The organism is Tissierella sp. P1, assembly GCF_002266425.1.
Lineage (GTDB): Bacteria > Bacillota > Clostridia > Tissierellales > Tissierellaceae > Tissierella > Tissierella carlieri.
In genome coordinates this window covers 26396-51915 of the sequence record NZ_NPMN01000005.1, presented here as the reverse complement: position 1 = coordinate 51915, position 25520 = coordinate 26396, and the positions used below count along the sequence as shown (strand labels likewise).

At 31.3% G+C, this 25520-nt stretch carries 21 protein-coding genes and 3 pseudogenes; 3 read left to right on the top strand and 21 right to left on the bottom strand.

Annotated features, from left to right (window positions below):
• Positions 1–13 precede the first annotated feature (13 nt).
• The 12 genes and pseudogenes from hydG to CIW83_RS04705 form a co-directional block, all read right to left on the bottom strand.
• A pseudogene (gene hydG, locus CIW83_RS04755) lies at positions 14–1386 on the bottom strand ([FeFe] hydrogenase H-cluster radical SAM maturase HydG).
• Positions 1383–2432 carry a [FeFe] hydrogenase H-cluster radical SAM maturase HydE gene (gene hydE / locus CIW83_RS04750; RefSeq protein ID WP_094899724.1) on the bottom strand — a complete coding sequence of 350 codons (1050 nt, stop codon included), beginning with the start codon at positions 2430–2432 and terminating at the stop codon, positions 1383–1385. Before hydE ends, hydG begins: the two are co-directional and overlap by 4 nt.
• Positions 2433–2534: 102 nt before the next feature.
• On the bottom strand, positions 2535–3644 hold the full coding sequence (locus tag CIW83_RS04745; RefSeq protein WP_201259680.1) for a [Fe-Fe] hydrogenase large subunit C-terminal domain-containing protein: 1110 nt from the start codon (positions 3642–3644) through the stop codon (positions 2535–2537).
• Positions 3566–4237: a 2Fe-2S iron-sulfur cluster-binding protein gene (locus CIW83_RS22660; protein WP_201259679.1), complete on the bottom strand. Its 672-nt coding sequence runs from the start codon at positions 4235–4237 to the stop codon at positions 3566–3568. The genes CIW83_RS04745 and CIW83_RS22660 overlap by 79 nt, the downstream gene beginning before the upstream one ends.
• Before the next feature lie 3 nt (positions 4238–4240).
• Positions 4241–6111: pseudogene (locus tag CIW83_RS24775) on the bottom strand (NADH-ubiquinone oxidoreductase-F iron-sulfur binding region domain-containing protein).
• Positions 6112–6588 (bottom strand): NAD(P)H-dependent oxidoreductase subunit E, encoded by a 477-nt coding sequence (locus tag CIW83_RS04735; protein ID WP_094899723.1) that lies wholly within the window; start codon positions 6586–6588, stop codon positions 6112–6114.
• A 447-nt stretch (positions 6589–7035) separates the two neighbouring features.
• Entirely contained in the window at positions 7036–8526 is a 1491-nt protein-coding gene (locus tag CIW83_RS04730) for a 4Fe-4S dicluster domain-containing protein (RefSeq protein WP_094899722.1), read from the bottom strand.
• Positions 8527–8542: 16 nt separating this feature from the next.
• Positions 8543–8803 carry an NAD(P)H-dependent oxidoreductase subunit E gene (locus CIW83_RS04725; RefSeq protein ID WP_304440613.1) on the bottom strand — a complete coding sequence of 87 codons (261 nt, stop codon included), beginning with the start codon at positions 8801–8803 and terminating at the stop codon, positions 8543–8545.
• 45 nt (positions 8804–8848) lie between these two features.
• On the bottom strand, positions 8849–10021 hold the full coding sequence (locus CIW83_RS04720; RefSeq protein WP_094899720.1) for a PLP-dependent aspartate aminotransferase family protein: 1173 nt from the start codon (positions 10019–10021) through the stop codon (positions 8849–8851).
• A gap of 36 nt (positions 10022–10057) precedes the next feature.
• Positions 10058–10822, bottom strand: coding sequence for an S-methyl-5'-thioinosine phosphorylase (locus CIW83_RS04715; RefSeq protein ID WP_094899719.1), 765 nt, complete (start codon positions 10820–10822; stop codon positions 10058–10060).
• Positions 10823–10832: 10 nt separating this feature from the next.
• Positions 10833–11870, bottom strand: coding sequence for an S-methyl-5-thioribose-1-phosphate isomerase (gene mtnA, locus CIW83_RS04710; protein WP_094899718.1), 1038 nt, complete (start codon positions 11868–11870; stop codon positions 10833–10835).
• Positions 11870–12517 (bottom strand): L-fuculose-phosphate aldolase, encoded by a 648-nt coding sequence (locus tag CIW83_RS04705; RefSeq protein WP_094899717.1) that lies wholly within the window; start codon positions 12515–12517, stop codon positions 11870–11872. The genes mtnA and CIW83_RS04705 overlap by 1 nt, the downstream gene beginning before the upstream one ends.
• Positions 12518–12693: 176 nt before the next feature.
• Between CIW83_RS04705 and CIW83_RS04700 the strand changes: the two genes are divergently transcribed.
• The 3 genes from CIW83_RS04700 (at position 12694) to truA (ending at position 16040) form a co-directional block, all read left to right on the top strand.
• A complete protein-coding gene (locus CIW83_RS04700; RefSeq protein WP_094899716.1) occupies positions 12694–14259 on the top strand; it encodes a hypothetical protein in 1566 nt (521 codons plus the stop codon).
• A gap of 60 nt (positions 14260–14319) precedes the next feature.
• Complete coding sequence (locus CIW83_RS04695; RefSeq protein WP_094899715.1) at positions 14320–15222, top strand: DUF2935 domain-containing protein; 903 nt, start codon at positions 14320–14322, stop codon at positions 15220–15222.
• Positions 15223–15302: 80 nt separating this feature from the next.
• On the top strand, positions 15303–16040 hold the full coding sequence (gene truA, locus CIW83_RS04690; RefSeq protein WP_094899714.1) for a tRNA pseudouridine(38-40) synthase TruA: 738 nt from the start codon (positions 15303–15305) through the stop codon (positions 16038–16040).
• Here truA and CIW83_RS04685 read toward each other — a convergent pair.
• The 9 genes and pseudogenes from CIW83_RS04685 to CIW83_RS04640 all read right to left on the bottom strand — a co-directional run bounded on the left by CIW83_RS04685 (position 16037) and on the right by CIW83_RS04640 (position 25474).
• Positions 16037–17784, bottom strand: a pseudogene (locus CIW83_RS04685) (erythromycin esterase family protein). The gene truA and the pseudogene CIW83_RS04685 overlap by 4 nt on opposite strands.
• A gap of 439 nt (positions 17785–18223) precedes the next feature.
• Positions 18224–18856, bottom strand: coding sequence for a hypothetical protein (locus tag CIW83_RS04675; RefSeq protein ID WP_094899711.1), 633 nt, complete (start codon positions 18854–18856; stop codon positions 18224–18226).
• Entirely contained in the window at positions 18822–19970 is a 1149-nt protein-coding gene (locus tag CIW83_RS04670) for an ABC transporter permease (protein ID WP_094899710.1), read from the bottom strand. Before CIW83_RS04670 ends, CIW83_RS04675 begins: the two co-directional genes overlap by 35 nt.
• Positions 19971–19973: 3 nt before the next feature.
• Complete coding sequence (locus CIW83_RS04665) at positions 19974–20828, bottom strand: ABC transporter ATP-binding protein (RefSeq protein ID WP_094899709.1); 855 nt, start codon at positions 20826–20828, stop codon at positions 19974–19976.
• Positions 20812–21123, bottom strand: a complete 312-nt coding sequence (locus tag CIW83_RS04660; protein WP_094899708.1) for a hypothetical protein — start codon at positions 21121–21123, stop codon at positions 20812–20814. Before CIW83_RS04660 ends, CIW83_RS04665 begins: the two co-directional genes overlap by 17 nt.
• Before the next feature lie 20 nt (positions 21124–21143).
• On the bottom strand, positions 21144–21656 hold the full coding sequence (locus tag CIW83_RS04655; protein WP_094899707.1) for an RNA polymerase sigma factor: 513 nt from the start codon (positions 21654–21656) through the stop codon (positions 21144–21146).
• Positions 21657–21695: 39 nt separating this feature from the next.
• A complete protein-coding gene (locus CIW83_RS04650) occupies positions 21696–22439 on the bottom strand; it encodes an ABC transporter permease (RefSeq protein WP_094899706.1) in 744 nt (247 codons plus the stop codon).
• Positions 22432–24594, bottom strand: coding sequence for a M1 family aminopeptidase (locus CIW83_RS04645; RefSeq protein ID WP_094899705.1), 2163 nt, complete (start codon positions 24592–24594; stop codon positions 22432–22434). The genes CIW83_RS04650 and CIW83_RS04645 overlap by 8 nt, the downstream gene beginning before the upstream one ends.
• Entirely contained in the window at positions 24581–25474 is an 894-nt protein-coding gene (locus tag CIW83_RS04640; RefSeq protein WP_094899704.1) for an ABC transporter ATP-binding protein, read from the bottom strand. The genes CIW83_RS04645 and CIW83_RS04640 overlap by 14 nt, the downstream gene beginning before the upstream one ends.
• Positions 25475–25520: the final 46 nt, after the last annotated feature.

The window sequence follows — 25520 nt, the reverse complement described above, 5'->3', positions numbered from 1 at the left end:
ATTCCTCTCCTATCTATAAATATAAATCCCTTTCCCCTTTTTTTATCTTGTCTATTTTTTCTAGAAGAAGATTTCTTATATCTTCTCTCTCTATATTTTCTATTTCTCTTGCTATCATATTATTTACTGTACTCTGTAGTTCTCCGTCACCATAGTCTAATGCATATTCCAATAATGTCATTAGTGCATTAGGTCCACAAACATTTTGTATCTGCCCTGATTTTGCTAATTGCATAAATCTGTCCCCAGTTCTACCATCCTATAGCAGGCCGTACAATAGGAAGGGATATGACCCTCGTCTATTAATTCCTTAATTACTTCAAAGGGTTTTCTATTATCCGCTACCTCGAATTGAGGTTTATTTTTCTTTTCTTCACTTTCCTTGTACCCACCTACACCTGTGCATGAACCAGCACTTACCTGAGATACTCCATATTCTATTACTTCCTTTCTCATTTCATGGGTTTCCCTTGTAGATAGGATAATTCCTGTAAATGGAACTGCAAGCCTTATTATAGCAACGATTTTCTTGAATTCAGCATCTGTAACTATATGAGGAAATAGATTCAAATCCATACCTTCAGCCTTTTTAATCCTTGGAACTGATATTGTGTGGAAGCCCACTCCATATTTATTTTCCAAGTATTCATTATGAAGCATCAAAGCTAATACTTCAAATTTGTAGTCATGTAGTCCAAATAATACTCCTGCCCCTACATCATCTACGCCGCCTTCCATAGCTCTGTTGAATGCAGTTAAATGATACTCATAATTTGCCTTTGGTCCGTTTAGATGCATTTTCTCATAGGTAGGTTTATGATAGGTTTCTTGGAATAATATATAAGTGCCTATACCTGCATCCTTTAATTTTCTATAATTTTCTACTGTAGTTGAGGCTATATTTACATTTACTCTTCTTATGGTACCATTATCATTTTGCGTTTCATAGATTGCTTTTATAGCATCTAGAATATAGTCTATATTACAATTTATTGGGTCTTCTCCTGCTTCCAGAGCCAATCTTTTATGTCCCATCTTTTCTAGTAATTTTACTTCTTCTTGTATTTCTTCTCTTGTTAGCTTTCTTCTTTTGAAATTATTATTTCTCTTATATCCACAGTAGACACAGTTATTTACACAATAATCACTTAGATAAAGTGGTGCAAAGATTACAATTCGATTGCCATATATTTTCTTTTTTATCTCACCTGCTATTTTAAAGATTTCCTTTAGATCCCCTTCATCTTCAGCTTGAAGTAAAATAGCTATATCTCTATGAGACAGTCCCGTTTTATTTTTTGCTCTATCTAATATCTCTTTAATATCTTCCTTCGTTGCATTCTTTCCTTCTTCCAATAGATTATATATGAGTTCATGGTCAATCATCTTTTTTCCCTCCACTTTATATTGTCTCCTCTAGACATATCTATAGAAAATCCTGATGATACTATTCTTTTCTCTATACAATTTCTACACTCTGCCGCCTCATCCCCAGTACAAATCTTTCCGTCATATAAAGAGTATTTTTCCCTCACATTAGTAGGAGATAGATTTGGCATCACTACATTGGCTCCTGCCTTTATTCCCTGCTCTCTTCCAATGGGATGAATTGTACCTAAAGCTGTTGTTGCCGGTAATAGTGAATAAGGTAAAAACAATCTAGTTAGAGCAATCATAGTAATAGTATCTTCAAGTGTACCACCTAATTCATCCTTATAAATAGTGTCCTTATGTGGAATAAAAGGTCCTATGCCTACCATCTCTGGTTCTAACTCCTTTAAGAACAAAAGGTCCTTTGCTAAATCTTCTTTGGTTTGTGTTGGTATACCAACCATAAATCCAGCTCCTACTTGGTATCCTATTTTCTTTAAATTCCAAAGGCATTCCATTCTATTATCATAGCTTGAATTAGTGTGTATTCTTTCGAATAATTCTCTGCTAGCTGTTTCATGTCGTAGAAGATATCTATCTGTACCTGCACTATGATATCTTTCATAAGAATCATAAGACTTTTCACCTATTGAAAGTGTTATGGCAACATCAGGGTATTTATCTTTTATAGCGATGATTATTTCAATTATCATATCATCTGAATAATAATCATCTTCTCCGCCCTGAAGAACAAATGTTCTATAGCCTAAGTTATATCCGATTTCACAACAAAAGAGTATTTCTTCTGGACTCAACCTATATCTTTCTACATTTTTATTTGATGCACTTATACCACAATATTTACAGCCCTTCTTACAATAGTTTGTAAATTCTATTAGGCCCCTCATATAAACCTTATCTCCATAGGCTCCTATTCTTGTTTCATGAGCCTTTTCTATAAGATAGTCCTTCCCAGACTCTTCAATATTATTTAAGACATATACTAGCTCATCATATTCTAATTTATTAGTTTTATAAAGCTTATCTATTAATTTTTTCATAACTTATTTCCTCTTCTTTGGTTTCTAAATAATATTATAATTGGCAATATGGAAATAACCTCCATACTGCCAATTCTTCAATTAATAATTCAAAATTCAAAATTACATTTCAGCTTCAGCTTTCTTATGCACATGTAATAGTTCATGATTATCCTTTAGTATATCTTCAAACAATGACATTACTAATGGATTTTTCTCTGAGCTCTTTATATGTGATGTTCTATCAAGCTTATAAAGCCCCTTAGCTCTCTCTTTTCTCATTTCTTTATTCATTGGAACCGGTTGTCCTCCACCAGCTATACATCCACCTGGACAGGCCATTACTTCTATGAAATCATAATGTCTTTCTCCTGCTTTTATTTGCTTTATCAATTCATCTGCACTTTTCAAACCATGTACTATAGCAATCTTAACTTCTTTTCCATCTACATTAAATACTGCTTCCTTTAGATTATCCATTCCTCTTACATTGCTAAACAATATGTCTTTTGCAGAATGGTCAGGTTTATCTCTTAATAATCTAGTAACTACAGCTTCAGTAACTCCACCAGTAGCTCCAAATATTATTCCTGATCCACTTGCTAATCCAAATGGCATATCAAAGGATTCTTCTTCTAACTGGTCAAAGATAATTCCTGCTTCTCTAATAAGAAGTGCCAGCTCTTGAGTTGTAATTACTACATCTACATCTCTAACACCATTATGCTGAAGTTCTTCTCTAGCTGCTTCTGCTTTTTTAGCAGTACAAGGCATTACTGAAATCATTATTGTTTCTTTACCTTCTTTTTTATCTTTGTCCTTATAATATTCCTTTATAACTGCTCCGAACATTTGCTGCGGGGATTTACATGTAGAAATATTATCAACCATGTCTGGGAACTTATTTTCTGCAAATTTCACCCATCCTGGACAACAGGAAGTGAATAATGGTAAATTTTCTCCTGTAATTAATCTTTCTACAAATTCCTTACTTTCCTCTATTACAGTCATATCAGCAGCAAAGGCAGTATCATAAACTTCATCAACTCCAAGAGTTTTAAGAGCTGATACTATTTTTCCTATAGTTACTTCTCCAGGATTTAGTCCAAATTCCTCACCTAAAGCAACTCTTACGGCTGGGGCAATCTGTGCTATTACTCTCTTTGATTTATCGTGAACTGCTTCCCATACCTTTTGATTATCATTTTTATAATAATGGCTCCTGTAGGACAAACTGCTCTACATTGTCCGCAGTTTATACAATTTACTTCTGCAATATCTCTATCAAATGCTGGTGATACTGTCATATTTGAACCTCTATGTGCAAAACTCAAAGCTCCTACTCCTTGCACCTCTTCACATACCCTTACGCAGTCGCCGCATAGAATACATTTATTAGGGTTTCTAATTATACTTAAACTGGATTTATCTATCGGTAATCTTTTTCCTATATGGTCAAATCTAATATCTTTAATGCCAAATCTAATAGCTAATTCTTGCAGCTCACATTTTCCAGTTCTATCACAAGCAGTACAATCTCTGTCGTGGTTTGCTAGTATCATTTCAAGTATTGTCTTTCTGTATTTTTGTACCTTTGGAGTATTTGTAAATACCTCCATACCATCCTTTGGTAATTGGGAACAGGAAGCAAATGTACCGCCCCATTTATCTTCAACTATACACATTCTACAAGCACCATAAATACTTAACTCAGAGTGATAGCAGAATGTTGGTAAATTGATACCAGCTTTTCTCACTACTTCCAATACATTTTTCTCTTGATCAAATTCTACTTTTCTGCCGTCTACAATCATTGTACCCTTCATAGCCTAAGCCTCCTTTATAGCTGTAAATGCGCAGGATTCTATACAAGCACCGCATTTGATACATTTACTTTGATCTATTATATATGGTTCCTTTATTTTGCCACTAATTGCACCTACAGGACAAATTCTACTACATTTACTACATCCTTTACAAAGCTCAGGGCTTATCTCTATTACCTTTAGACCTTGACAAGTCTTTGTAGGGCATTTCTTATCTACCACATGGGTTAAATATTCATCCCTAAAATATTTCAATGAGCTAACTACAGGATTGGCAGCTGTCTTACCTAATCCACAAAGTGCAGTATTCGTTATTGTATCTGATAGCTCTTCAAGTAGGTCTAAATCCTCAACAGTTCCTTTACCTGATACAATTTTTTCTAGAATACTAAGCATAATCTTTGTACCTTCCCTACAAGGAACGCATTTACCACAGGATTCATTTTGAGTAAAGTTCATAAAGAATCTAGCTACTTCTACCATACAAGTATCTTCATCCATAATTACCATTCCGCCAGAGCCTATCATAGCACCAGCATCTGTCAGCGAATCGAAATCCAACGCCATGTCTAAATGCTCTTCCGTTAAGCATCCACCTGATGGACCACCTATTTGTACAGCCTTAAACTTCTTATTATCTTTTATTCCGCCACCTATGTTAAATATTATCTCTCTAAGAGTAGTACCCATTGGTACTTCTATAAGTCCAGTATTATTAACATTTCCAGTCAGTGCAAAGGCCTTTGTACCTGGCTGCCTTTAGTACCAAAAGATCTGTACCATTCAGCGCCATTCATGATTATATGTCTAACATTAGCAAATGTTTCAACATTGTTTAGAACAGTAGGTTTTCTCCAAAGTCCTTCTTCTACAGTTCTTTTTGCCTTTACTCTAGGCATTCCCCTTTCACCTTCGATTGAAGCAATAAGTGCACTACCTTCACCACATACAAAAGCTCCTGCTCCTTGATTAACATGAAGATCAAAGTTTAAGCCTGTGCCTAGAATATTTTTACCTAATAGTCCTATTTCCCTTGCTTGCTCTATGGCTTTATTAAGTCTAGCTACTGCTAATGGATACTCTGCTCTAACATAGATATATCCTTCAGAGGCTCCAGTAGCATAGGCCGCAATAGCCATACCTTCAATTATATTATGAGGGTCTCCCTCCATAAGGGATCTATCCATAAATGCACCTGGGTCTCCTTCATCACCATTACATATTACATATTTCATATCACTGGAATAAGAAAGAACTTGAGACCATTTCTTTCCAGCAGGATATCCTCCGCCTCCTCTTCCTCTAAGACTCGCATCAGATATTTCTTTACATACTTCCTCTGGTGTCATTGTGCCTATAGCCTTAGCTAATGCTTGATATCCACCATATGCAATATATTCTTGAATTGATTCTGCATCTATATGTCCACAATGTTCTAATACAACTCTAGTTTGAGATTTATAAAAAGGTATTTCTTCCTGCTCATGATAAACCTTATCTCCTACATTGTACATAAGCCTTTCAACTGGCTTTCCCTCTACTAAAGTAGAGTTTACTATTTCTTCACAGTCTTCTACTTTTACCTTTAAATATAAAAATTTATCAGGTTCAATTCTAACTAACGGCCCTGCCTCACAAAATCCATGACAACCAGATTTCTTAATTCCTATTCCCTTATCTTCTTCATATAATTCAACTTTAGCTAATAAACCTTTTTCTTCTATCAATCTTTTTATCTCAGCATATACCTCTAAAGATCCTCCTGCTACACAGCCTGTTCCACCACAAACCAATACTTGTTTATATTGTTTATCTAAGGAATTCTTAAATCTTTCAGAAATGTCTATGAGTTCTTTAATACTATTGATTTTCATTTATGCTTCCTCCCTTAATTTATTTAAGAGTTCAACCGTAGATTCAGGAGTCATCTTCCCATAAACCTTATCATTGATATTCAATACTGGTGCAAGTCCACATGCTCCAAGGCATGATACAGTCTCAACAGTAAACATTAAATCATCAGTAGTATGCTTTTCATTATCAAGTCCCAACTCTTTCTGTAATGCACTCAGTATAGGTATAGATTTTCTAACGTGACATGCTGTGCCATCACAAATTTTAATAACATACTTTCCCTTTGGTTTTAATGAAAAGTTCTCATAAAATGTGGCAATACCAAATATCTTAGAAGGACTAATATCCATCTTATTTGCTATGTACTCCAACACTTCCTCAGGTAAATACCTATAGTTCCCTTGAATCTCTTGTAGAATAGTAATGATTGAGGATTGATTACTTCCATGCTTCATTACAATCTCATTAATTGTGTCTTTCATCTCTACAGTAAGCATAAATGAACCTCCTAACTATTTTTTATTATATTTTGTTAATTTTTTAACCCTTAATTTGAAAAATTTATGCTGTGAATATTTGAATACTGATATGAATTATATTTGCTATGCCTAGTTTATGATTATATACCTAAATGAAATTGTGAGAATATTTAGAATGAATAAAATTGTCAAACCGCTCCGTTCCAATATTATTGAAGGTTTTATTAAATCTTGATAATGTAATTCTATCAAAAATATACTTTTAGTCAATATAATTATTATATTTTTTCGACAAAATATTTTTATAGATAAGCTCTTTATATTAGGTATTCTTATGTTTATTTTGTTTATATTTTAACAAGTTTTCCCTTTATTTCTTTATTGCATTAAAAAATGAGCAGAAAATCTATAGTAGACTACTGCCCATTTTAAATTTAAGTTTTAATTATACTTATTCTTCGTATCTCACTCTAAAAATGGATTCTGAAACACATCATTATATGGTGATTTTTTAGCGAAGTCCTTCGCTTCTTTTTCACCCTTTTCCGTTGGCAACATGGTTCCTGGGCCTCCAACGCATCCACCAGGGCAAGCCATACCCTCCAATAAATATCCATTAAATTTCCCAGCCTTTGCTAACATTAACATTTTTCTACACTCAGATAAACCGTTAGCATTATGTGTTGGTACTTCCACTCCTGGATTAAATTTTTCTATGCTTTCTTTTACTGATGCTGCAACACCTGATGCAAATGCAAAATTCCTTCCCTTCGTTGATGCATCTGCAACAACTTCATCCTCTTCAATCTCAGCAACATCGATATTTGCTGCTACAAATATTGCAGCAAGTTCCTCATATGTGATTACGAAATCAACATATGGTCGAACTTCTTCATCCATTGCTTCAATTTTTTTTGAAATACATGGCCCTATAAATACTATCTTACCACTTGGACTTCTTCTCTTAATTGCCTTTGCTGTTTCTACCATTGGTGTATTAGATGAAGATATATACTGATATAGATCTGGAAAGAATTTCTTCGCTGTCATTGTCCAAGATGGACAGCAAGAAGTACCTAAAAACGGTTGTTTTTCCGGTACAAGTTGTGGAAACATTTCAGCTTCATGTCGGGCAGCAACATCTGCCCCTAATGCTACCTCAATGATTTCTGTAAATCCTAGGTCCTTTGCTGCTCTTACTATTTTACCCGGTGTTGCAAATGGTCCAAATTGTCCTACAAATGAAGGTGCTATTATTGCATGAACTTCTTCTCCTTGTTTAATAGCTAAAACTAACTGAAATATATCTGATTTATCTGTGATAGCTGCAAATGGGCAATTTACTATACACATACCACAACTTACACATTTATCATAGTTTATTTTTGCTCTGCCTAATTCATCTGACTCTATAGCATCTACTCCACATGCAACCTCACAAGGTCTCTCTAATCGCATAATTGCATGATATTGACATGCTTTAGCACATTTCCCGCAATCTATACATTTTTCCTTATCTATTATTGCTCTATCCTTTCCTATGGAAACAGCATTAACTGGACACACTATTACGCAAGGGTGAGCGATACATTTTCTACAATTGTCAGTAACATAATGCTTTGATCTCGGGCAAGCTTCGCAAGCAAATGGAATTACATTAACTAAAGGTTCTTGAATTATACTATGGGTCACTACTGCTTCATCAACAGATTTAGATAAACGAGCATTCTCATCATTAGATTTTCTATCTAACCCTAGACCAAGTCTAGCTCTAGCCGCTACAATTGCTCTTTCATGAAAAATACTTCCCCTATATTGAGGTATTTCCCCACTTATTACTTTATAGGGTATATCGTCAACTTCTCTTGGGTCTCTTCCCTCCCAAGCTATCTTTGCAATCTCGGTAAATACTTGTCTACGAATGTATGTAATTGGTGTAAACAGTCCTCTTAGCATTTTTTCTCTCCTCTAATTATTTAACTAGTTCTATTATTTCTGATACGATTTTTTCCGCACTGGCATTTGTGATTATTTTTCCATTCAACTCAACTACAGGTGCTTTATCACCCTTGCAAAACTTTAAACATTTTATTGCCTCAATTTCAATTTGTTCGGGATATTCTAATTGTAAATTTTCAAGACTTTCCTGTAAATTTAAATTTCCCATCATTGTACAATGAGTTCCCATGCAAATTTTTACTTTAACTGCCATTTTATCACTTCCCTTATATATTTGTTATAATTATAACATATTATTGCTTTAATAAAAATATTAAATCTATTGTTTTAAAGCCTGCTCTAAATCCTCTATTATATCTTTACTATCCTCAAGTCCAACGGAGATTCTTACCATACTTTCTGTTAATCCAAATTCAGCTAATTTTTCTCTTGGATAACCTCTATGGGTAATGGCTGCTGGTAGCTGTACTAAAGTCTCGCAATCTCCTAAACTAACTGCTAGCTGTGCTAGTTTTAAACTATCTACAAATTTTATTGCAGAATCAAGTCCACCTTTTACCTCAAAGCTTATGATAGCTCCAAAGCCATTCATCTGTTCCTTCGCTATATTATGTTCTTTAAAATCTGATAGACCTGGATACATTACTGAATCTATCCTAGAATGATTTTTTAAAAATTCTGCAACTTCTATCGCATTTTTCTCATGCTGTCTCATTCGAAGTCCTAAAGTCTTTAATCCTCTAAGTAGCAGCCAAGCATTAAAAGGACTCATCACCCCTCCAAATTCACACATATAGCCAAATTTTAGATGATGAATATAATCTAAATCTTTAGCTATGGCAACTCCTCCTACTACATCACCATGACCACAAATATATTTTGTAGCACTATGCACTACCACATCTGCTCCGAGTAATAGTGGATTTTGGAAATATGGTGAAGCAAAAGTATTATCTACTACTACCTTGATACCTTTACTCTTCGCTATTTCCGACACTGTTTTTATATCTATAATAGATAAATCTGGATTTGATGGAGTCTCAAAATATATTACTTTAACAGATTCATCTATAGCATTTTCTAGCTCATCTATGTTGGTAAGGTCTGCTATTTTATAATTTACATTATATTTTGGCAGTAATTCAGTAACGACGCTATAGGATGAACCATAAAGTGTTTTGTGAACTATAATAGTGTCTGCTGGTTTTAGAAGAGAAAATATCACAGAGCTAATAGCAGCCATACCTGAAGCAAATGCCACAGCCCCTGCCCCATGTTCTAGTTCTGCCATTCTGTTCTCAAATAATCTTAAGGTTGGATTATTTCCCCTAGTATATACATAATCATCACTCTCAAAGGACATTACCTTGTTTGCATGATCTATATTGTTAAATACAAAGGTTGAAGTCTGAAATATAGGTGGATTTAATGAATTACTTGGATTATTTCCTTTACTTCCTGCATGAATTGCTCTTGTATCAAATCCTGTCATTTTTATCACTCCGTTTCTACAGTTCACAATGCACAATTATAATTCAATTATTGAATTGTTGCATTTACACTGTTCTTGATCTAGTCCTTGTTTAAATATTTCTATAAAAACTTCTGTTATTTTTTCCTTATTTCTGTTCATTGCACCCTGAATGTCATGCAGCTCTATTTCCCCACTTATTCCTGTGCACCAGTTGGTTATAATTCCTATGGTTGAGTAGCACATACCTAATTCCTTAGCCAGCACAACCTCTGGTACATTAGTCATACCTACTACATCACCGCCAAGACTTTTATACATCCTTATTTCAGCACCAGTCTCAAATCTTGGCCCTTCTGTACATACATAGACTGCATCTCCTTTTATTTCTAATTCATGTTTTTTAGATTCATTATAAAACTTTTCTCTTAGATTTTTACAATATGGATCACTCATATCAACATGTTTTACTGGTTCATTTCCGCCCTCAAAGAAAGTCATTGGTCTTAATTTGGTAAAATCAATAAAATCTTTAATTACAACAACATCGCCAGGAATATAGTTTTCATTACATGATCCTACTGCCGCAGTTCCATATATATATTTCACTCCTAGTTCTTTCAATGCCATCATATTAGCTCTATAATTTATTAAGTGAGGAGGTGCAGAATGTCCTTTACCATGTCTAGCCAAAAATACAATATCTTCTCCCTCTATATTGATAATATCCAATTCTACTTCTCCATACTTTGTCTTTACTTTTTTTATAGTAGTGTTATGACCTGTATCATATACACCCGTGCCTCCGATTATAGCTTTCATAGATTCACCTCTATCTTAGTTTCATTATATTTTCCTTATATGGAAACCTTATAATTCCCTTCTCAGTTATTATTCCAGATATATTTTCCCAAGGAGTTACATCAAAGGCTGGATTATATACTTCTATTCCCTCTGGAGCAGTTCTTACTCCATCTATATGGGTCACTTCTATTGAATCCCTTTCTTCAATCTCAATTTCTTTTCCTGTTTCTATATCAAAATCTATGGTCGTCGTAGGTGCAACTATATAAAATGGTACATTATAAGCCTTAGCTACTACAGATAACATAAACGTACCTATTTTATTTGCAGTATCACCATTTAAAGCAATTCTATCTGCACCAACTAATATTACATCTATTTTCCCATCTCTTATCAATGTGGCAGCTACATTATCTGCTATCAATTTTGATGGAATCCCTTCCTGTACCAGCTCCCATGCAGTTAATCTACCACCCTGTAATCTAGGTCTTGTCTCATCGGCGTAAACAAATATATTTTTTCCAGTATAGTGTGCTTCTCTTACAACTCCAAGAGCTGTACCATATCCGACTGTAGCTAAAGCACCAGTATTGCAATGAGTTAGAATAGTTGCCCCTTGTTTTATAATTTCATTACCATGCTTTGCCATAGCCTTATTTGTAGCCATATCTTCCTCAAATATTTTATCTGCTTCTTCCTTTATCTTTACATATATTTCTTCATTTGATAAGCTTCTATTTTCTTCTATTAGCAATCTCATCTTTCTTATTGCCCACATTAAATTTACTGCTGTAGGTCTTGAATTGTTTAAAACTTCCAAAGCTTTATCAAGATTTCCTAGGAAATCTTTCTTGTCTTGATTTAAAAACTCCTTGGCTGCTAAGACAACTCCATAGGCAGCTGTAGCGCCTATAGCTGGTGCTCCTCTCACAACCATGTCCTTTATAGCGAAGTCCACCTCCTTATAGTCTTTGCATTGAAATATTTCATAAATAGTTGGTAGCTTTCTTTGGTCAATTAAATATAGAATGTCATCCTTAAATTCAATAGCTTTTATTTCTTTCATTATTTCTTCACCTGCCCATAAGTCTTAAATTTTTCAAGCATTAATACCATCTCTTCTTCTGGTAGAATTATCGGTTCTCCAATGGACTTAGTTCTATAATATAGCTCTGCACAATACTCAATTTCTTCCGTAATATTAAATGCATTAGCTAAATCCTTTGCACCTGCCAATAATCCATGGTTTGCCAATAATACTGCATATCTATCTCTCATAGCTTCAAAGGCATTTTCAGCCAATTCCTTTGTTCCATATGTAGCATACTTTGCACATCTAACATCAAGTCCCGCCAAAGCAACCATATAGTGTACTGGTGGTAGTGACCAATTTAAACAAGCAAGTGTTGTGGCATACATAGTATGTGTATGAATTATTGCATCTATCTCTTCTCTATTAGCATAAAATATCCTATGCATTTCCACTTCTGATGATGGCTTTTTATCTCCTTCAATTATCTTCCCTTCCAAATCCATAACTACTACATCTTCTGGTTTTATATCAAAATAATCTATGCCAGTGGGTGATATGCAAAATAATCTTTTCTCTCTATTATAAATACTTAGATTTCCACCTGTTCCCTTAGTAAGTCCTGATGTAACCAATCTTTTCCCATATTCTACAATCTCAGTTCTTTCATCTATCATCAACATTGTATCAGCTCCCATTTTGAAAGTATAAACTTTCCATCATTATGATTAGATAATACCATTGATTTGATTCTACATCAACTTTTTTGACAACTATATATCACTTTTTTTGTAACTTGTTTGTTACCCAAACCTTAAGATTCCAGTGTATAATATGATTATAGAAAGGAGAATATTGTATGTGGAAAAAATCGATAAAATTCATAGTACTACTTCTATGCTTAACTATTTTTACAATGGCTTGCTCTAAAAAAGAAAGTCTTCCGACTGCTTTAAGTCTAGAGCAATCGATCAAAGAAATCATCATATCAAAAGGTGCTAGCTACGATTTTTTGACTGATACAGCCTATATGGAACATATGGATAAACTTGGGGCTGAACTTACAAATGACCATAAATCTCCTCATTATGCAATTGGAAATCTTGATGAAGATAGCATACCAGAGCTTGCTGTATTTAAAGAGAGAGATCCTAAAGACATGAATGATGAAGGAAGTCTGGAAATTTACAAATTTAACGGAGAAAAATATACTTCTATAGATAAAATTTCAATGAACTATGACAATACCAACTATCAAATTGCAATTGGTAAAATATCTGAAGAACAAAATGGATTGCTTTTAAATAATCAGGTAGGTGCTCACTCTGGATTAACTTATGGTTTTATTCTAAAGGATGGCAAACTTAAAAGCATATTTAATGAAAATAAGATTTCACTACTATCTATATATACTGACAATGAAATTAAAGATATAAACGATGATGGAATCTTAGAATTTAGTATTTATATAACGGATCCAGAAACTAAAGATTCTACTGTTTCTAGCTCTGACAAGATGACTCTCTGGTATAGATGGGATGGTAAAGATTCTGCCACTCTACTGGAAGTTGAGAGAAAAGATTATTCTAAAGACGAGTCAGACAAAGAAATATTTAATGAAGCAAAGGACTTGATAGAAAATAATTTCCCTGAAGCATTAAAATATATGGAGGAACATAAAGATGAATTATCAAAATATGATAATACTGAGCTTTTAATGAAATATATGAAAATATTAGATGAGATGTCTTTTGATGAAGGTGTTGAAATCGAAAACTTATTTATAAAATACCAGAATAATGAAAACTTCGATTATCTATTTAAAAAATATGGTTTATCTATTGAAAAATTAAATAGCTTAGAATACTTAACTCGTGAAAAGGTACTAAAGGATGAAGAAGAATTGAAGAAACATCTAATCGATCATATCATCCTTGGATATAAGTTAGATACTTCGGAAGGTATTTATTATTATTTAATAGATAATCAAAAGTTCGTAGATACTTTTGGTCAAAATATTACTAACGAATATAATGATTATCTCAAAATATTAGCTCTAGATACTAATGAACCTTTTATGAATGATGGAAGTCTTATGATATCTATGGATAAATTAGCCGAAAGGATATTATTAGTTGAAAGCTTTAAAATGGTTTATCCATATTCAAATCTACTACCAAAGGTTGATGAATTATATAAATGGTACATCTACACTTATTTTTACGGAGATAACCATACTCCTAACTTTAATGAAAATACTTTTATAATGAAAGAAGAAGTTCTTAAAGAATTTGAAAATGCCATAGGAAAATATGAATATACTAATTTTGCAGATATAATAAGAGAATTTATGGAAAACTTAAAACAAAATAATAATATAATTAATGATGAAATCAGAGTAAAACTTGATGAAAGATTAAACTAATCACAAAAATCTCCCTCATAATATTATATATTACGTAATATTATAAATAGGGGGATTTATTTGTTAACAAGAAAAGAATTTATTCAGATTTCACTTGAGACAAATTTATTTTTTCAAAGAATTATGAAAGAGCATCTATTTTTTATACAAACTAGTCTTCCATCAATCAATGAATCTGAAATTGATGAGGCTAATATACTTAAAAAATCCTTTGAAGCACTATTAGCTGAAACCGTCATATTTGGTAATTGTGCAGTAAGAAATGAAGTTTTACAATCAAATGAAATTGTGACACCTTTTACTCTAAGAGCAGAGCAAATATCATCTAAATTAACTGGTGCTTCTCTAAACATGGAAATTACTGAAGCTGAATACGATTTAAGATCAGATCCAAACTTTAATTATACAGAATGGTTAGAAGAAAAAATTTGCAACATAAACATGAGATCAATGAATTTATTAGAGGAAGTCATTAATCTTAAGAAAAAATTGCTTAAATCTCAGTTAGAATGTAAAATATTTACAACCCTCTATCCTCTTCTAATAGAACATATTCTTCGAGAGGCTGAGTTGTATATGGAAACATTAAAGTCTTTACAGAATAGAAAACTACCTGATAGAACTAAATGTGATGATTTAAACTTTTGGAATCAAATAATGGAAGAACATGCAGAATTTATTGATGGACTACTTGATCCTACAGAAGAAGAATTAAAGGAAACTGCGGAAGAATTAGCAGAAACCTTTGAAAAGATATTAGAAGAAAAATGCGATAAAAATAATGAAAAAGAAATATTAAATAAAAGTTTAAAGGCAACAGAAAATATAAGGAATTTTAAAAAAGCTGGTACTGAAGGCTTGTTAGCATGCAAAATCAGATCTATCATTATTCCTCTCTTAGGAGATCATGTACTAAGAGAAGCAAACCATTATTTAAGAATCATAAAAGAAATGAAAAACTGATGGCTACACATCAGTTTTTTTATTTATATATAATCTAATATAAGCTATAATAACTATAATAAGATATAGGAGTAGATAAAATGAGAAATATTAAGATGTACTTACAATTTGATGGCAGCAGATATGCTGGATGGCAGAGATTAAGTGATGGTGATAATACTATACAAGGTAAATTAGAAACTTTACTGAAAAAAATGACTTCTAAAGAAGTAAATGTAATAGGCTGTTCAAGGACTGATAAAGGAGTCCATGCTAAAGCATTAGTTTGTAACTTTTTCACTAACTCTGATATGACAATAGATGCGATAGAAAGTTATATTAATCGCTATTTACCTGATGATATTGTAGTTTATAATCTATTGGAAGAAGATGAAAGATTTCATTCTAGATATAATGCCAAATCTAAATTATATAGATATACTATAGATAATAATAAGTACCAAGATGTATTTACTAGAAAATTCACTTCTCATGTTCCTAAAAAACTAAATATAGATTTAATGCAGAAAGCTGCTAATGAGTTGGTTGGAACTTTTGACTTTGCTGCCTTTACTACTATGAAATCAAAAAAGAAAAGCTCTATAAGGACTATAATGAATATCAATATATTAAAGGAAAGCAACTATATTTATATAGATTTTGAAGGTGATGGATTTCTTCATAATATGATTAGAATAATTACAGGAACTTTAGTTAGGGTAGGAAAAGAAGAAATTAGCCCCAAGGATGTAAAGTCTATACTTGAGGCTGGAGATCGTAGTATTGCAGGTCCTATGATTGAGGCTAAGGGTTTATGCTTGATTGAGGTTAGGTATTAGATTTTAGAAATTGAAACAACTCCTAACATTATTAAAATATTATAGATAACTAATATTATTGAAATCATAATTAAAGGTTTTTTCCCTTTATAATACAACAATCCATAAGTATAACCATATATAAGTCCATATATAATGTTTATTAAAATATTAAAAGAATATAATAATATTCCAGAACTAAAATAGTGCTGTGAATTAATCAATGCCATTATAATAGAAACAATAAGAATATGTTTAAGATAAATAGCTTTTTCTTTTGAAAGAGCTTTTATTATATTAAGAGGCAAAATATAGAGTAAAAATATTTCACCAATTCCAATCAATATAAAAAGAATTAGGTATATAATAGCTGATATACCTGTATCAACATATATTCTATTAAATATATCTAAAGAATTCACTGTGATTGATGTCATCGTTAAAATGGTCATAATAAATAAAACTATTGCACAATACTTAAAGGTGGAAATAGAATTAAAATAATTATTCGTATTTATTATTAGCTTTTGAATAATATTAATATCTGTTTTCTCCTCAACGTCTTTCCCTAAAATATGAAACCTTCCTGAAGACTTCTTTGTTAAATTTGATGCAGACTTCTTATATAATTTATATAAAATTACAAATACAATTATAGCTATAATTGCCATAAGAATATAGTATTGTATTAAGAGTTTATTTCCATCTGGTAATCCATCAATATGTGGTTCGGCTCTTTTAGCTTCTGTAGTAGATTGCACAAAGATCATGCCATCGAACCTATCTCTTACTACAATTTTATTCATAGGATTTACATTATGCCATTTCCCAAAATAGGTTGCACCAATATGATTTACATGGACTTTAGATGATAAAAAATCCAATAATATCTTGTCTTTTTCAGCATTTTTAAAATCTAAAAAACCAATTGAAATTCCTGTTTTATTCATTTCATCTCCATATGATCCTACTGGTGATGAACTTATATGGAAATTAGCTAAACTACTACCTATTCTTGTACCATAAAATGTGGCTGGCCAAGATACAAAATTTCCTTGATAAAAGTCAAAACCTAGAGAATAGTAATCCTCATTATATATATCCTTTAAGTTTTCTCCCATCTTTTTAATTTCAAAATAACTATTGGCAATATGTCCATTATGAGCCATAACATAATTTTATCATTGCCGTAATATCTATTCTCATACTCTAAAATCCATCTTACATTCTCAGCCATATGATAGTCTCTGGTTTCAGATTTTGCTCCATTAGTTTGAAAATCAACCCATTGGCTTATAACTGCAATATGTTGAAGTATTAAGTCGTATTCTTCTACTGAGCTATTATTAATATAATTATCCTTATTTCTTATAAGATCAGCATGTATTTTGTCTATCTTTAGGTTAAATTTCTTTAAACTATCTTTATTTGAATGATAATAAACCTTATTTGAATCTTTTAAGCTTGCTTTATATTGAGTAATATTGTTAGAACCTATTTTCTCTAAATAATCTAAAACATAATCTACATTATTATCTACGGATTGCATATCAAATCCATAAAACCTAATCTTATTTTCATCTGTTGTATTTTCATTATACTCCTTCATCCACTCAATCATATCTGCTACTTCCTGAGTATTCCAAGTCCAAAACTTCATAGCATCTAAACAAGTCTGTATGCTTCCTTTGCCACTGAGAATGTAATCATTAACAACTTGAGCCCCACCAAATTCAGCCTCTATACCAAACACCCTATACCCCATTTCCTCTACTAAGAATTCAAACATCCTATGTTTCATCTGAAAAAACTCACTTGTTCCGTGGGTAGCTTCCCCCATGCCTATAATCTTCTTATCCTTAAGAATTTCTTTCAATGGCATAAGGTCTTCAAAACCATTCCTAGGTTCCGTAGTCTTTAACGGAATTAGGCTTTCCTTTAGCCTCGTAGTTAACTCACTTTCTGCATCAGCCTTTATCTCTATAAAGCTTGCAAAAATAATTGTAACGACTATTAATACTATTAGTGCCTTTTTATTCATTATTATTCCCCCTATTTTCATTCCCCTATTATGTGTCTATCTCTTTTTCTATGATACCCCATATCCAAATTATGGTAAAGCCTGTATTTGAATATATAACATCTTAAGATAAATTATAAAAAATGCCAAAGGATAGTAAAAATAATCCTTTGGCAATGTAATTTTACTTTGAAATTTCTTTTTTTATAATAAAAAGAAATACTATTATAGCAATTGTAGCAATAGAAAATAACTTTATTTTACTTATATAGTTTCCCCTACCCATTCCAAATAAATATAAATTCTTGGTAAATCTTCCCTTTGAGAACATTTCGAAGAAATAATAGAGAAAAGGGACTAAAATACCAATAGATATTTCCTTAGTCATATATCCTAATATCATACCAATGACTCCCAAGTACAATGCTGTTGTATAAGAGCCAAATAAAATATTAGTTATATGGAAATCTGCTCTAGCAATTTTCAATGGAAGAAAGATAATACTTAATACCAAAGATAATTGTATAGAAGTAATAACGATCCTATATAAAATAATTCTCCAGTAGGGATATACCTTTGAATAGACCATTTCCGATACCCCATATTCATCTTCAATCAATGCAGTTCTAACAAACATTGCTATACCAATAGGAGATATAAGCTGTTCTCCAATAAAAATTATACTATCTTCTAATAAGTCATTTTTATTTATCATTAAATAAATAGCTCCCATATATACCAACGCTAAAGCCATGGTATTGAAGGAAATTATCTTTATGTTACTATAAAGTATCTTTTTGTCTAATCTTAAATCCATTGCTCATCTCCCCTCGCTTTCTATCCCATAGCTTTATAGCTATAAATAATAATATTAAAGAAAATATAGTAAATAGTATTCTATTTAAACATATATTCTTTATAAAAGGTTGAAATTGAGAGTACGGAATAACTCTATTGAACCTTATAAAATATTTTGTAGGCTGAATCCCCTGAGGCAACAAATTTCTCATGCTATAGAGCCAATAAAAAAACTGGGCTATAATTGATACTATTCCATTATTAAACACAAGCTGAATTACATAGCTTAGGGAAGTCACAAACATAATAGTAGGTATAATCCACACTATAGAATATTTAAAGAATCCTCCGTAGGAAATAGTATCTCCTGTTAATTTTGAAAAGCCATGAAATAGCCAAGTTACATGACCTGTTACTAAGAACAATATTAAAATTGTTATAGTTATATCTCCTAGATATTTTCCCAGTACATATTTATATGAAGGCACACTAGTAGTATATATAAGCTCATTACAATTATATCTCTTATCTTTGGTAAGAGTAAAAGCCGTTACAAATACGGTAAAAAAGCTTATTGCAATTCCTATATAGTCTGCAAAGAGTCTTCCATAGGCATCAGTAACCTTATCTTCTTTAAGAATAGCATTATAAATTTCTATCTCTTCATCATAATATCTGCTACGAATAATAGATGAGAAATTATTTTCATTGCTATATACAGTATTTCCACCTAAAGCTTTGTCTACTCTATATATAAACTCATAATATTCATCAATAGTTTGAAAACTTATGTCTTCCATTTCTTTTATTGCTTCTTCTAAAATTTTTCTTTGTTCTTCATTTATTTTTTCATAGAGCATATTTATTCCCTTAATCCTTAGAGTATCACCTGAGTTATAATCAGCTTTCATAGTATTATAAGCATACTCAATATGATCTTCTAATGTAACTCCCCTTATAGTTTCATCAACAGTATTATATTTAAATCTAGGAGGTATAGGTTTTATGCCATCTCTCTTTACATCTCCTATAAATTGAGTGTAATAGAATAGGAATATAGCTACTATTAAAATCAATATACTTAGACTTTTAGTTTGTTCCTTTATTTGCTTTAAAAAGATTTTTCTAAGCATTTTCTATACCCCCTTTATAAGCTTCATATATGCATCTTCTAAAGTTGGAAAAACATTATTAGCATTTAGAGATGGTTTCTCCTTTGACAAAATCCTTAAAGAAATCTTATCCTCATCCACTATAGATGAAATAACATTGTACTTGTCCATATACTGTTCAGACTCTCCAAAATTTACATTTAGATTCCACACATATCCATCTGCTTCTTTTATTACATCTTTTACTGCACCACTATAGATAAGTTTTCCTTTATTTAAAATCGAAAGACTTTTACAGCTTAATTGAATATCTTCAACAATATGAGTTGATAATAATACAGTTTTTGTCTTCCCAAAGTCAGAAAGCATATTTCTGACCCTTATCCTTTCTTCTGGGTCAAGACCTGCTGTAGGCTCATCTACAATTAATACTTCTGGATCTCCTATCATTGCTACGGCTATTCCTAATCTTCTCTTCATTCCTCCTGAAAGGGTCTTTGTCTTAGCTTTATGGATATCTTGAAGATGTACAATTTCTAGCCTATCTAATATTTCTCTTTTATTTAACCTTATATTAGAGAGGGAGGCAAAATAATCCAAAGTTTCATATACTGTAAAATTTGGATAAAAGGAAAACTCCTGAGGAAGATACCCTATTATCTTTCTTATTTCCTCTTTATTATCCACTTTTATATTATCATAATAAATTTCTCCTGATGTCTTAGGTAATAATGTTGACAAAATTCTAATAAGAGTTGTCTTCCCTGCTCCATTAGGCCCTAAAAGTCCGTGGATTCCCTCATCAAAGGTAAGATTTATTCTCTCTAATATCTTATAAGCTCCATAGTATTTTTCTAACTCTTTAATTTGAATTTTCATAATAAATCCTCCTTTTAGCCTCATTAAAACTCAAATAATCATAAATTTCCGCACCTATTAAAAATGCTGATATACATATAATTAGCCACTCCATACTAACTCCTAATATAAAATATAGTATCAAGCTTAAAAAAGATAAACCTCCAAATATTGATAATGATAATTTTATTTCTATCATCCTTAGAAATTTCTTGTTTTCTTTTATCTTATCTAACTGATATCTATCATATTCCTGTACTCGTACTCTTCTCCATACTTCATTTAGATATTTTCTATTGTTTTCCTCAGATCTCATAAAATTTACCTCCATCAACTTTATTTTTCAGCATATAGAGCCTTTAATTTTTTTCTTGCTCTAAAAATATTTATTTTCACCTTAGATAAACTTATACCTAATACTTCTGAGATCTCCCTATAAGACATCTGCTGAAATGCATATAAATAAAGTATGCTCTTTTGACTTTCATCTAATTTATTAAAGTTGTCCATGAATCTATATTCTTTTTCTTTATTTACTATAATCTCTTCGGGAGAAATAGTGGAGGCAATATTATAATCAGTATAAATATTTTTATTATTATCTCTAATATAGTCTACAGATTTATTGTGTATAATAGAAAATAAATAAGATTTCAATGTACTATAATCTCTTAATCTTTCTCTATATACATAAAAGATAGCAAAACTATCTTGAACAACATCCTCTGCTGCATAATAATCTTTAAGTATACTTAATGCAAAATTTACAGCTTCTTTTCTATGTTTAAGAACAAATTCCTCAAAGGCATTTTCATCACCATTTTTTAATAGCTGTAACCGTTCATCCACTCTTTCACCCCCATCTCATTTATATAACTAACCATAGCTTTATTCCTTTTCTCTTTTCAAGCATGTATACATTAAAAGTATAACACCTAAAAATATAAATATAAGTCTAGAATAAATGAAATGATTAGATAAATTAAATGGTATAACTTGGCTCTTTCTTCCTATAAGTTCTGCAAAGGTAGATATATCAAAGAAATGTTGTCCAAATATATCTAACCATAGTGGCAGAATACTTCTTGTATTTATGCTTCCTAATAAAAATACTATTGGAATCAAGCCATATAATAGCTTTGAGTTCGTTTTTCCCAAAACCATACTAACTCCTAATAGAAATATAAAAGTAGGAATAAAAAACCATATAATATATTTTCCAAAGTTGGTAAATTGGCTATAATTAAATAATACCTTATAATATATAAAACTCATGACAATCGGAACCACAGTTGTCAATATAAAAACAACCACTAATCCAGCAATTTTCAATATATAGTATTTGCTCTGAGATATAGGAGCTGAAAATAATATCTTTCTAGCTCTTAATTCTTTTTCATTAAAAATATTTGTCATGATAAATACCATTATACTCATTATTAAAGGTGAAATTAACTGAATAAAAAGTGTATATGTCCATTCAGAAAATGGCGCCGTTCCATAATATCCGCCTATTACTAGTCTTGTCAGTGAATCATAAGTAAATGCCATCAATATAAGGATCATATATAAATACTTTTTTGATATAATCGTTCTTTTAATCTCATATTTTAATAAATTAATATTATTCAAATTCCACCGCCTCCTTAGAAAGATTCATTTCTTTAAGAAACTCTTCATAGGTTAAATCCTTATACAAATAACTTTTATATACCTTTGCTATTCCTTTTAAAAATTCTTTTTCTCCTGAGACTTCTTCTCCATTTAACAATTTAATAGGCATCAAATAATATAATTCACTCTGAAGCTTTTCCATCTCTAAGGACTTTCTATATTTCTCATTTATTTTATCTAACATTTCACTATTATTTAGATAATAGTAGTTATTCAATTCTCGTACACGACTTTCCCATCTACTCAAAAATAAGTTAGATTCCATATCTCCAAATTCACTTTGTATATATTTATAGGACATATATTGTGCAAGCCCTTCACATGACCAAGGACTATCTTCTATTACCTTAACACCTGTCCCCCACCATTGATGTGCAATTTCATGAGCTATTGTACTTATATCACTCATAAAAATATCTATATCCATACCCCTATACTGAGTATTATCATCACCAATTACTGAATACATAGCTTTATCACGATTTAACATGTTTTCTGAAATAGTTATAACATTTTCTGATGAATGACCACCTCGCTTATATAGTGCAACTTCTGCAACTTTTAGTGGATATATATCCGAATAATAATCTCCTATATTTTCAATATAATACTTCATCATATTTTTTATATATTCTTCTATTTTCATATTCTGCACATATTCCTCATGTCTAGGAGAATAGTAAAATTCAATGTTCATATTTTTAAAGTTAATTTGGTGTTTCTCATATATGCCTGCAAATGCTCCAATGTCTGCTGTATGAGAATTATATTCAAATATCCACTTCTTCAATTGACCTTCTATCTCTGTAGCTATGAGTCTTCCTGGAACTACCATTGTTAAATATTCCGGCGCTGAATAATATCCACTAATCTTTATAGAGTCTCCTTCTTTAACTAAAGGCCTGAAAATCCAATTAGAATTCTCTAGTAAATAAATACTATCTTTAGAGATATATCCCGGCATACCTCTACCTACTCCATTTTTATCAGTTTTCACTTTTCCACCATAGGAAATCATGATTTCTATTTCTTCTATATTTGATATAGGAATTTCAATCTTACCTTTATTCTCTCTATATTTTACTTCTTTTCCATTAACCTTTATAGAATCTATATTTAGTCCCTCGTTAGTATGAAATGTAATTGAATCGGAACCTTTATTTATGAAATCATATAGAACCCTTCCATACATTTCTCCCTTTTCATTATCAAAAATGATCTCTGGTTTAAGACCTGTTAAAGATATGTTTTCATCAATATTAGTTTCCATATTTCTTATTAGTTCCATTGTATAAGGCTCTTTTATATAGGTAAACCCACTTCCCAATACAGCAATTACAACTAATAATATCAATATTTTGCTTTTTATATTGATTAAAAATGATTCCTTTAAATTGAATTCATATCTTCTTTTAAATAGCAATCCTACTCCAAATATTGAAATAGAGATAAATATCCACAGTAATCTATTATAGATAATGGTTTGCCCTACAGGTTGTATTCCTGCAAAATCTGAAATAATATCTAAATTAGTTTGTACCCATGTAAATAAATAGTTATTCGAAGTTAAACTCTTAACAAATAATATTCCTAAAGCTATAAAACTTATATCCAAGCTATCTGTTAAAAGATATAAGCCACTTACTATTAAGGTAGAAAATAAAAGAGATGGAAAAAATATAATCCAATAGTTAAATAGATAATAAAAAATATCAATTGGAATACCAAATACAAATTTTTGTATAGCAATAACAGCCATCATTCCAATTATAGTTGCTATAACTTCATAAAAAACTATAGCCAAGATACGAATTATCATTAATCTATGATAATTTATATTAGATTCTATAATTCCCTTACTTCTTTTTTTCTTATCTTTATCTAGCGTTAATACTGTAAACAATCCAAATAGCAATGCACATATTGAGGCTCCAAATCTTACAGCACCAAAGGCAATAGTTGAAGAAGACCTTCTTATATAAAACAAATCAAAATCATTAGACATATTTAAGGAATTTATTCCAGTTGTTGCAGCAATACAGGATACCAATATCAAAAACACTATCATTTTTGATTTAAGCATTAATTTAATTTCATTCTTAAATAAAGACATATTCTTCCTCCTCCAGCATGCAATATATATAGGCATCTTCTAAGGAAGGAACTACTTTTTCAAAATATGAAGGTAGAGATTTAGATACTACCCTATATCTAGTACCAGTAGGAGTTATAACTGTAGATGTAATCTTAAATTCTCCTTTTAATTCTCTTTCTAAAAAATTCTCTTTGTCAGCACCTGTAATCTCCACAATTCCTACATGATCTATGGCTTTTCTAACTAGTTCACTAGGTTCACCGACAAATAGTATCTTACCTTTATTTATAACTATAATTAGATTACATATGGATTCTACATCTTCAATAATGTGAGTAGATAATATAACTATTTTATCAATTGAGTCTTCAGAAAAAAGATTCCTAAATTTAATTCTTTCTTCAGGATCAAGTCCTACAGTTGGTTCATCAACTATAAGCAATTCAGGATTATTTAACATTGCCTGGGCAATTCCAACTCTCTGTTTTTGTCCTCCTGAAAGAGTCTTTATTTTAAGTTTCCTCTTTTCTTCAAGATTAGTCATTACTAAAACTCTTCTTATTTCCTCTTTCTTATTTTCCTTTATTCTTTTTAAGGAAGCCATATAGTCTAGGTATTCCTCTACCCTTAACTCCTCATATAATCCAAAGTCTTGGGGCAAATATCCTAATCTTTCTTTTAAGTATTTTTCTCTTTTGTTAAGAGGAACTCCATCTACTAAAACCTCTCCCTCTGTAGCCATCAGCTGTCCTACTAAAATTTTCATAAGAGTACTTTTCCCTGCTCCATTTGGCCCTACAAGGCCAATCATTGCAGGAGTATTAATAGTTAAATCAATATTATTTAAAGCCTTTACATTTTTATATTTTTTACTAAGATTTTGTATTTTTATTTCCATTTTATCACCCTCCACTAGATATTCGGAAAAAAGAAGAAAAAGTTAC